5 protein-coding genes are annotated in these 11,052 nt (G+C 73.0%); all 5 read left to right on the top strand.

Going from position 1 to position 11,052, the window contains the following annotated elements; translation table 11 throughout:
• A partial coding sequence (locus ACLF6P_RS29525; RefSeq protein WP_415954483.1) for a KR domain-containing protein occupies positions 1-3,023 on the top strand: 3,023 nt, incomplete at its 5' end.
• Between the two features lie 167 nt (positions 3,024-3,190).
• Positions 3,191-6,199, top strand: coding sequence for a helix-turn-helix transcriptional regulator (locus ACLF6P_RS29520; RefSeq protein WP_415954482.1), 3,009 nt, complete (start codon positions 3,191-3,193; stop codon positions 6,197-6,199).
• A 43-nt stretch (positions 6,200-6,242) separates the two neighbouring features.
• Positions 6,243-7,028: a thioesterase II family protein gene (locus ACLF6P_RS29515; RefSeq protein WP_415954481.1), complete on the top strand. Its 786-nt coding sequence runs from the start codon at positions 6,243-6,245 to the stop codon at positions 7,026-7,028.
• A gap of 605 nt (positions 7,029-7,633) precedes the next feature.
• Complete coding sequence (locus ACLF6P_RS29510) at positions 7,634-7,897, top strand: PqqD family peptide modification chaperone (protein WP_415954480.1); 264 nt, start codon at positions 7,634-7,636, stop codon at positions 7,895-7,897.
• A 187-nt stretch (positions 7,898-8,084) separates the two neighbouring features.
• Positions 8,085-10,913 (top strand): helix-turn-helix transcriptional regulator, encoded by a 2,829-nt coding sequence (locus ACLF6P_RS29505; RefSeq protein ID WP_415954479.1) that lies wholly within the window; start codon positions 8,085-8,087, stop codon positions 10,911-10,913.
• Positions 10,914-11,052 lie beyond the last annotated feature (139 nt).

Below are 11,052 nucleotides of genomic sequence, written 5' to 3'. Positions count from 1 at the left end.
GGCTGATGCAGGCCCTCCCGACCGGCGGAGCCATGGTCGCCGTCCAGGCAACCGAGGACCAGGTTCTGCCGCTGCTGACCGAGGAGGTGTCGATCGCGGCGGTCAACGGCCCGGCCTCCGTCGTCATCTCCGGCGACGAGGACGCGGTCCAGGAGATCGCGTCCCGGTTCGAGAAGACGAAGAAGCTCCGCGTCAGCCACGCCTTCCACTCGCCGCGCATGGAACCCATGCTGGACGAGTTCCGGGCCCTGGCACAGCAACTGACGTTCCACGCCCCGCGGATCCCGGTGGTCTCCAACGTCACGGGCACCCTCGCCGGGGACGAGATCCGGTCGGCCGACTACTGGGTCCGCCACGTCCGCGAGGCCGTCCGTTTCGCCGACGGCATCGGGCACCTGGAATCCCAGGGCGTCACGACGTACCTGGAGCTCGGTCCGGGTGGTGTCCTGTCCGCCATGGCCCAGGACACCACCACCAGCACCGAAACGGACGCCGTCTTCGTCCCGGCCCTGCGCAAGAACCGCCCGGAACCGGACGCGGTCGTCACGGCCCTCGCCGAACTGCACGTACACGGCGCCGCGGTGGACTGGACGGCGTACCACGCGGGTACCGGCGCCCAGCGCGTCGACCTGCCCACCTACGTCTTCCAGCACCAGCACTACTGGCCGAAGGCGCCCGTCGCCGGCGCCCACCCGGGTGCGTACCCGGGTACGGCGGAGGCGGGCCAGGGGCAGGGGCAGGGCTCCGGGCCGGACGAGGCGTTCTGGGAGGCTGTCGAGCGCGAGGACCTGGTCGCTCTCGCCGAGGGCGGTCTGGATCTGTCGGCGGACACCCCGCTCGCCGAAGCGCTCCCCGCGCTCTCCTCCTGGCGCACCCGCAGACTTCAGCAGTCCGCCGTCGACAACCGGCGCTACCACGTCACCTGGAAGCCCGTACGGGCCACGGGCGCAGCGCTCACCGGGCGTTGGCTGCTGGCCGTACCGGATGCCCTGTCCGCCGACACCGCCGACTGGGTCACCCACGGCCTGAAGGCCTCCGGTGCCGAAGTCGTGCGTATCGGTGCCGCCGACACCGATCTGTCCGCGTACGCGGACGCCGCCGGCGTGGTCTCGCTGCTCGCCATCGGCGAGGACACCCTCGACGACGACGGCCTCGCACCCGGCGTGACCGAAACCCTGATGCTGATCCGGCGGCTCGGGGAAGCGGGCATCGAGGCCCCGCTGTGGTGCCTGACCCAGGGCGCGGTCTCCACCGGCACCTCCGACCCGCTGCGCAACGCCGCCCAGGCCCAGGTCTGGGGCCTGGGCCGGGTCGTCGCGCTCGAACAGCCCAGCCGCTGGGGCGGTCTCGTCGACCTTCCCGACACCCTCGATGCCCGCACCTGGGAACTGACCGCGTCCGTTCTCGCCGCAACCACAGGCGAGGACCAGACGGCCGTACGCCCCGCAGGCGTGTACGCGAGCCGGTTGGCGCAGGCGACGGCTCCGGTGGGCGACGGCGCGTGGGAGCCGCGTGGCACGGTGCTGATCAGCGACGGTACGACGCCGGCTGCCGCGCAGGTCGCGAACTGGCTGGCCGGCACCGACGCCGAGCGCGTGGTGCTGCTGGCGCCCGCGGGCCGTGTTCCGGACGCGGACGTCCTGGAGCGGCTCGGTGAGCGGGCGACGGTGAAGGCCGTCGACGTGTCCGACCGGGCGGAACTGGCCGCCCTGGTGGCCGCGCTGGAAGCCGAAGGCTCGGCGGTACGGGCCGTACTGCACACCCCCGGAGATACCGGCACCGGTGGCACCGCCGCGAACGACACGGATCCGTCCGAGGCGCTGCGCGCCAGGGCGGCGGGCGCGGCGAACCTGGACGCGGTGTTCGCGGACGCCGACCTCGACGCGTTCGTCCTGTTCTCGTCGGTCGCCGGTGTGTGGGGCGGAGGCGGTCAGGCCAGTTACGCGGCCGGGGCCGCGTACCTGGACGGTCTGGCTCAGCTGCGTCAAAGCCGTGGCCGGGTGGCCACTTCGGTGGCGTGGGGTCCGTGGGCGGACGTCGCCACCGGCGGTGCTGCCGTGACGGATGACGCGCAGGACGGCGTGACGGACGACGTGACGGACGACGTGACGGACGGCGTGACGGACGGCGCGCAGGACGGCGCGCAGGACGCTGTGCCGGACGGCGCGCCCGACGACGTCGACGCCGACGGACAGTTGCGGCGCCGTGGTCTGTCGGCCCTGGACCCCGAGCACGCGCTCGCGGCGCTGGCCCACGCGGCCGGCGGGGACGCCGCCGTGCTGACGGTCGTCGACGTGGACTGGGAGCGGTTCGCGCCCGCGTTCACGGCGCTGCGGCCGAGTCCGCTGCTGGCCGACCTGCCGCAGGTGGCGCGGATCATGGCGGCCGCGGCCGAGGACGGGTCGGAGGACGCGGATGTGTCGGCGGGGCTGCGCGAGCGGCTCGCGGCGCTGTCGGAGGAGGAGCAGGAGGCGCAGCTGCTGGAGCTGATCCGGCAGCAGGCCGCCTCGGTGCTCGGTCACTCGTCGATGGCGGATGTCGAGCCGGACCGGGCGTTCCGGGAGATGGGCTTCGACTCGCTGATGGCGGTGGACCTGCGCAACCGGCTCACCCGGGCGACCGGGCTGCGGCTCGCTGCGGGCTTCGTCTTCGATCACCCCAACGCGGTGGCGGGGGCGCGGCTGTTGCGGCAGGAGCTCTTCCGGGACGGTACGGCGAGCGGGGACTCCCTGCTCCAGGAGCTGGACCGACTGGAGGCCTCGCTGGTGACGTCGGAGCCGGACGCGCTCACGCGGACGCGTGTGGCGGTGCGGCTGCAGGCGTTCCTCGCCAAGTGGCAGGGCCAGGGCCGTGGCCTCGGGCAGGAGCCGGGGTCGGAGTCGGAGTTCGGGTCGGATTCCGGGTCCGGGACTGGAACCGGGGCTGGAACCGGGGCGGCGCCGGAAGGCGGTGTCCTGGACCAGTTGGAGTCGGCTTCGGACGACGAGCTGCTCAGCTTCCTCGACCGCGAACTGGGGCGTTGAGGGGTTGCCCTGCCCACCCCTCGACGGGGTCGGCCCCGTCAGTTCCATCGGGGCTCGACCCGCCCTGTAGCCGGGGGCAGCAGCCTGGGGCGAGCCAGGGTGGTGTCCGCCGGATCCGCCGGACACCCCCTGCGGCTCTGCGGTTCGGCCGATGCTCTGGGGGTGCGGTGGAAGGCGATTGCGAAGATGCCCTGGACGGCCTTGCCCAGCAGTTCGGCGAGTGTGCCGCGGGGACCGGCCGGCTCGCGCTGGTCTCCGGTGGTCTCGCGGTCGGCAAGACGCGGCTGCTGCACGCGTTCGCGCAGTACGCGAAAGAGGCGGGCGCCCTGCTGCTGCTGGCGACCGGGTCGCGGGACGGAACCGCGTTCTCGTCAACCGCGTTCCCGTCAGGGGTCGCGGACCAGTTGTTCCGCAACGCGGACCTGCCCCCGGAGGTCTCCGAGCGTGCCGTGCGGTTGCTGGACGACGTACGGGATGGCGGTGCGGAAGGCTCCGACGAGACCTGTGCTCGTACCGTGCACGCGCTCTGCCTTGAGTTGCTGGATCTCGCCCGCGCGGACCGGCCGCTGGTCGTCGTCGTCGACGACGTCCAGTTCGTCGACGACTTCACCCTTCGGCTGATCCTGCATCTGCGGCAGCGGATCGCGTCGGCGCAGGTGATGATCGTGCTGTCCGAGTGGAGCTGGGCGCACCCCGCGATGACCCCGTTCCACTCCGAGACCACCCGGTACCCCCACCGCCGGATGCGGCTGCGTCCGATGGACGCCGCGGCCGTGCTCGACCTGACGGCCGAGCAGACCCCGGTGTCGTACGGGCGGGCGCACGCGCCCGAGGTGCTGCGGCTGACGAACGGGAACCCCCTGCTCGTCCGGGCGCTGCTGGAGGACCACCAGACCTGGCTGCTCGACCATCCGGACGACGAGGACGCGCCGGTGGTGGCCGGTTCCTCGTACGCGCAGGGCGTACTCAACTGCCTCTACCGCTGGGATCCGGCGCTGCTGACGGTCGCGCGGGGCGTGGCCGTACTGGGGGACGGGCGGGCGCTGCCCGTGGCCGGGCTGGTGTCGCTGCCCGTGAGCACGGTCGAGAACGTACTCGACACACTGTCCTCGGCGGGCGTGCTGGACAAGGCCGGTTTCCGGCATCCGGTGGCGCGGAACGCCGTCCTGGGCACGCTCGACACCGACGACCGGGCGCGGCTGCATGTCAGCGCCGCGGAACTGCTCCACCGCACCGGCGCGGCGCCCGCGGCCGTGGCGGCCCAGCTGCTGTCAGCCGCACACGGGGGCGACCCCGGCCGCACTCCGGCTCCGGCCGATGCCTGGGCCGTGGACGCCCTGCGGGCCACGGCGGTGGAGGCCGCCGCGCGCGACGACGTGGGGCTGGTGACACGGAGCCTGGAACTCGCACTCGACGTCACCACGGATCCGCGTGAACGGGACGTCCTGCGGCGGGCGCTGGCGCGGGCCGTGTGGCGGGTCGACCCGGCCACGGCGGACCGCTGGCAGGCCGCCGACCGGGCCGCCCTGGACCAGGGTGTGCTGGCGGGGCGTGACGCGCTGCCGCTGCTGAAGCAGGCGCTGTGGCGCGGCGACGCGGCGGCCGCGCAGCGTGCCCGCGCGGCATACGAGGGCGCGGACACCGATGCCGTACAGGGCGGCGGCCATGACCGCGACCCGTACGCGGAGGCCGAACTCCACCTGGCGTACCGGTGGTTCTACGGCGCGCCGAAGACGGACGTGAGCAGCAGGCCGCCGTCGGACACCGCCCCGGAACGTCATCTGGAGGACCCCTGGATCCGTGCGGTGCACGCGATCGCGGACGGCTACGCGGGGGTGAGTGCCAAGAGCGCGCTGCCGAGCGCCGAGCACATCCTGGAGAGCTGCCGGCTGGACGAGACGATGCTGGAGGTCGTTCTCGCGGCGCTGCTCACGCTCATCCGCGGTGATCAGCTGCAACAGGCCGGGGAACGCACCGGCGCGCTGCTCGCGGAGGCGGTGCGGCGCGGGGGTCCGGTCTGGCAGGCGGCCCTGGGCACCGTACGGGCGGACCTCGCGCTGCGGTGCGGCGAGCTGGCATCGGCTTCGGGCCTGGCAAAGGCGGCCCTGGAGCTGTTGCCCGCCCGGTCGTGGGGTGTGCTGCGGGGGTACCCGCTCAGTGTGCTCGTCTCGGCGCAGACGATGCTGGGGCAGCACACCGCGGCCGAGGAATCGGTCCGTCTGATGACCCCCGAGGTGCTGGACGGCGCGGTGTGGGGGCTGAGCTGCCGGTACGCGCGCGGCCGGCACCATCTGGCGACGGACCGGGTACTGGCCGCCGTACGGGACTTCCAGACGTGCGCCCGCCTCGGACGGGACCGGGGGCTCGACGTCGTCGAGCTCGTGCCCTGGCGCAACGGCCTGGCCGAGGCGAACCTGCGGCTCGGCCGTACGGCCGTGGCGCGCGACCTGTTGAAGCAGCAGCTCGGTCTCGCCCAGGAAGTCAGCCTGCGGACGCAGGGCGTCGCGCTGCGGCTGCTGGCCGCCACCGGTGAGCTCGTGCAGCGCCCGGCTCTGCTGCGCAAATCCGTCGACGCGCTGCAGGCGGCGGGCGATCGGATGGAGCTGTCCCGCGCACTGACGGACCTGAGTATCGCCTGCCGTGGCGTCGGTGAACTCGACCAGGCCCGGGCCGCGTCCTGGCGCGCGGCGCAGGAGGCGAAGCTCTGCCGGTCCGCTCCGGCGACGCCGCGGCCTGCAGCGCCGGAACCGGGCCGGGGCACGCACACGGACGCGTACCCGGCGACCAGTACGAGTACAGGTACGCATGCGGGTGCAGCTTCGGGCACGGGCACGGGTATAGGCACGGGTATAGGCACGGGCACGGGCGTCACGGCTTACGAGGTCGTCCCCGCCGAAACCGCCCGCGCAGAACAGCAGACCGGGTCGGCCGGGAACGGCGGGTCCGGTGGGTCGGGTGGATCGGGTGGATCGGGTGGATCCGGTCCTCTGCTCCTCAGCGACGCCGAGAGCCGGGTGGCGCTGCTGGCCGCGCGGGGCTTCAGCAACCGGGAGATCAGCCAGCAACTGTTCATCACCGTGAGCACGGTCGAGCAGCACCTGACCCGTGTCTTCCGCAAGCTCGGCGTGAGCAGCCGGCGCGCCCTGCCCACCCGGCTCCTGGCCCCCCAAACGTGACCCGCCTCCACTGCGGAACGCGAAAGAACCCGAACGGAGAACCGTGAAGTCCCCCTGCGCCCTGCGCCTGTTCGTGTTCCCGCACGCCGGCGGATCCCAGCTGATGTTCCGCGAGTGGGCGGCGCTCTTCCCCGGCGACTGGCACTTCCTCCCCCAGGACTATCCGGGGCACGGGCTGCTGGCCGGGATGGCGCCGCTCGACGACGCGGACGCCCTGGTCGACTGGTTCCTGGAGCGGCTGCACGTGGAACTCGGCGACCCCGACGTACCGTTCGCCTTCTTCGGGCACAGCATGGGCTCACTCGTCGCGTACGAGATCACCCGCAGGCTCGTCGGTGAGGGCCGCAGGACGCCGGTGTGGCTGGGTCTGTCGGGGTGCGGGGCGCCTTACTCCGACCGGCCCCGGGTGGAGCCCGGCGAGCTGACCGACGCGGAGCTGCGCCGCCGGCTGATCAGGCTGGGCGGCACCCCGCCGCGCATCCTCGACGACCCGGAGCTGTGGAGCGTCTTCGCCCCCGTGATCCGTGCCGACATCACCCTGGTCGCCAACTGGCGGTCCCCGCAGGGCGTCCCTCCGCTGCCGGTGCCGCTCACGGTCTTCCACGGTGTCGAGGACGTACTCGCTCCGCAGGGGCCCCTGGAGGAGTGGTCGGACTCCAGCACGGACTTCGTAGGGGTACGGCGGTTCGACGGCGGTCACTTCTACTTCCAGGACGATCCGGCGCGGCTGGCCGCGGTGATCACCGGCGACGTACGGAGGTCGATGGTGAGGGCCGCTGCGGGGAACCGCTCGAGGCGCGCTGGAGAAGCGGTCCACAGCCGCTCGTGAACGGGTCGAGAGCGGGGCTGTCGGCGGCCGCCTTGCCTTCCGCACCCGAAACAGCGGTCCCCGAACGGAAGTGGCCGAAGGTGATGGCCGAAGGTGATGGCCGGAATTCTGCACGCATTCCCCGGAATCCGTCACCCGACAGGTAGGGGGGAGAGCGTAAGCGGCGAAAAGCATTCCGGTCCGCTCCCCCGGTCCGTGCCCCGGTACGGGTTTCCGTCCTGGTGACAGAAAAAGAGGCGCGGTTTTCCGTCCCCGACCACCACGGCAGTCCCGTGGACACCGGGTGCGGTGAACGGAGAATTCCTCCGGGCGGGGTGAGGACGTGGCTGTACGGACGGCCCCTGAACGGCCCACCACCCCTGCGCGGAAGGGACACACGCCCGCCCCCTTCGCGTCACGCCCCCGGTGCGCCCCTATGCGCCGCGGACCACTCGAGTCCCGGTATAGGGGTGCTCGGGCCGGTGACCCCTGAGTACGGGGCATTCCATGGATCTGACGACGGTTCCGTACTAGCTTGAGAGTCCCTTGATCGGTTGAAGGGCGGGACGCTCACGACGGTGTCTTCGGATTGGCCGACACTGGAGGTGCCTGTGCGGTTTCGACCGATGCCCGGGGTGAGTGTCAGCTCCGTCAACGCGGACGGATGCCTCGAACTCCTGGTGGAATCGGTGACGGGTTCCGCACGCTATCGGTGCGGCCCCATGGGTGCGGCGATGTGGATTGCGCTGCGCCGCCACGACGGCGACTCGGGGGCGGCCGCGGACATCCTCGCCGACATGTGGAACACGGACCCGGTGAACGCGCGCGCCGATCTCGAAATCTGGGTCGAGGAAATGCGCGACGCGGGACTCATCTGCGCCGAGCCCTGATTCCGGGACCCGGATTCCGGATCTGGCTTCCGGATCTGGCTTCCGGACCTGGGGAGTGCTTCCCGGCGGCGGCTCGCCCGCCTCTCGTCCCACTCTCACCCGCCTCTCATCCGCCTCTCCAGCACCCCTGTAGGGGCACACCTCACCCTGTCCCGGTGAGGGTGCATCTTCGGCGACGGGGGCGAACATGAGGCTGGCGGGCAGGACGTCCGTGACCGAGGCGCTGGACGCGGCGTTGGCGGACTGCGAGGCGGGCGCCTCGCGGGTCGTGCTCGTCGAGGGGCCGACGGGGTGCGGCAAGAGCGCGCTCCTGGACGCCACCGCCGAACGTGCCTCCGCCTCCAGCTCATCCGACCCTGTCCCCGGCTCCGACCCCGTCCCCGGCTCCGACTCCGCCGCCGTCGTACTGACCGCCGTAGCCACCCTTGCGGAACGGGACGTGGCCCTGGGCGTCCTGCGGCAACTGGTCCACGGCGAACCGCCCCTGGCTCCACCCACCGACTCCGCCGACCTCCCCCTCGCTCTGCCCACCACCGGCGCCATGCGGACGTTCTGCGATGCGCTGCTCCGGTACGCCGGGGGACGGCCGCTCGTGCTGTGCGTCGACGACGTGCACCACGCGGACACGGCCTCCCTCCAATACCTGGCCTTCCTCGCGCGGTACGCCCGTTCCGCGCCGGTGCTGCTGGTCGTCACCGTCTCCCCGTTCACCGAGTCGGAGCCCACCCACTTCACCACCGAGCTGATGCGGCTCCCCCACTTCAGCCGGCTGCGCCTCGCGCTCCTGACGGAAGCGGAAGCGGCCGCCGTATACGGGGGCGGGGGCAAAGCGGTCGACGCGCACCACGTCAGCGGCGGAAACCCGCTCCTGCTGCGCGCCCTCGCCGAGGAGGAAGAAGCTGGGGAGGAAGCAACGGCCCAGGACGTCGGCTCGACCGGTGTGTCCCTCCCCGCCCCGGGCGGCCCGTTCGCCCGCGCGGTCACGGCCTGCCTGCACCGTACGGGCCCCTTCGCCACCACCCTCGCGCGGGCGATCGCCGTGCTCGGCGACGAGGCCGACGCCCCGCGCATCGCCCGGCTCCTCGAAGCCCCTCCGGCCGTCGCGCGGCGCGTACTCGCCGCGCTCGGGGCCGCCGGTCTCCTCGACGGAACGCGCTTCGGGCACGAGGCCGTGCGCCGGGCGGTCCTCGACGAGACCTCCCCCGCCGACCGCGAAGCCCTCCACCGACGGGCGGCCGAGGTGCTGTACGGGGACGGCTGCCCGGCGGCGCTGGTCGCGCACCACCTGTCGGCGGCGGCCGAGGATCGCGAGGGCCCGGCGCACCCCGGGGCGTGGGCGGTCGAGACGCTGTGCGACGCCGCCGAGGAACTCCTCGCGCGGGACGCCTCACACGAGGCGGCGACGGAGTTCCTCGAACTCGCCCTGCGGCACGGCCCCGACGAGCACCAGCGCACCGGTGTGCTGCTACAGCTGGCCGAGCTGACGGCACGCTGCGACCCTGCGGGCGCCGAACGACGGCTCACGGAACTGCTCCGAGACGCACGGACGGACGACTCCGTCACCGCGCACCACACACGCTCGACAGCGACGCTACTGCTGTCCCAGGGACGGCCTGCCGAAGCGACAGAGCTGCTCCGGGCTGGCCTGTCAGGGGCTGGCCTGTCAGGGGCTGGTCCGTCAGCGACTGGCCTGTCAGGGACCGGCCTGCCGGAAGCGGATCTGTCCGGAACGGACCTGTCCGCAGCAGATCTGTCCACAGCGGATCTGTCCACAGCGGATCTGTCCACAGCGGATCTGCCCAGAGCAGCCATCGCCCCGCCGAGGGCCTCCCTCGTCGACACGATGGCCGACACCCCACTGGAGGCCTGCGAGCGGCTGCTGCGGGCCACCCGGCTGACCGACGCCACGCTCGCGCCGCTGACGCAGGCCGTACGCTCCCTGATCTGGTCCGAACAGCCGGACCGTGCCCTGCCGTGGTGCCGGAAGCTGGCGGAGGAGGCGGACCGCGGCCGTGCTCCCGGCTGGAGCGCGGCGTTCGCATCCCTGCAGGCCGAGGCGCTGCTGCGGCTCGGCGACGTACCGGACGCGCACGCGCAGGCATCGACGGCACTCGCCGCGGTCCCGGACCGCGGGGGCGCCGCGGCGTACGCACCGAACGCGGTCCTGCTGCGCACGCACATCCTGGCGGGCCGCACCACCGAGGCGTCCCGGCTCGCCGGACGCCGGCTGCCCGGGCACCTGCTGACGAGCCTGCACGGCCTGGTCTGGCTGCGCGCCCGCGGCCTCCACCGGCTGGCCGTCAACCAGCCACACGCCGCGCTCTGCGACTTCCTGGAGGCGGGACGGCAGGCGCAGACCATGGGCGCGGACCGTCCGGCGTTCCTGCCGTGGCGGACGGACGCGGCGGAGGCCCTCCTGCGCCTCGGGGAATCGGACCGGGCCGAGGCCCTGGCCCTCCAGCAGCTGGCCCACCCCGACGCGCGGCGGCCATGGGTCCGCGGCCTGTCGCTGCGTATGCGAGCCGTCGCGGGCGAGCCGTCGCGGCGCGCGGTGACACTTGGCCAGGCGGTCGAGGCCCTGCGCCGCTCCGCCGACCGTGTGGAGACCGCGCGGGCGATGGCCGACCTGGGGCGTGCCCTCCGGGCGGACGGGGAGAAACCGGCGGGCGGCGCAATGCTGCGCTCGGCATGGAACCTGGCCGAGGAGACAGGCGCGAGCGGCCTGTGTGCCGAGATCCTCCCCGACGCACCGCCTCCGCCCTCGCCCCCGCCCGCCGCCCGTGCGGCGAGCACTCCCCCGCGCCAGGGCACGGCGCCGACGAAGCTGAGCAACTCGGAGCAGCGGGTGGCGACGCTGGCGGCGCAGGGGCTCACGAACCGGGAGATCTCGTCGAAGCTCTTCCTCACGGTGAGCACGGTCGAACAGCACCTGACCAGGGTCTACCGCAAGCTCCAGATCAACTCACGTGGTGACCTCCCCCTGGACCTGACCCGCCCCGAACACGCCTACCGCTGAGAAGCCGTTGCCAGGCCCTCGGGCGGGGCGGCCGCCACAGCCCGGAGCGGGGTGACAACAGCTTGTGACCTCGGTCAACGTCCCTTCGAGGGGTGCTGGAGGGGTGCTGGAGGTTGCGGTGGGGGTGGCCGGTTTCGGA

Source organism: Streptomyces lothianensis, assembly GCF_047779955.1.
Taxonomy (GTDB): domain Bacteria; phylum Actinomycetota; class Actinomycetes; order Streptomycetales; family Streptomycetaceae; genus Streptomyces.
This window is presented reverse-complemented; position numbering and strand designations above follow the sequence as displayed.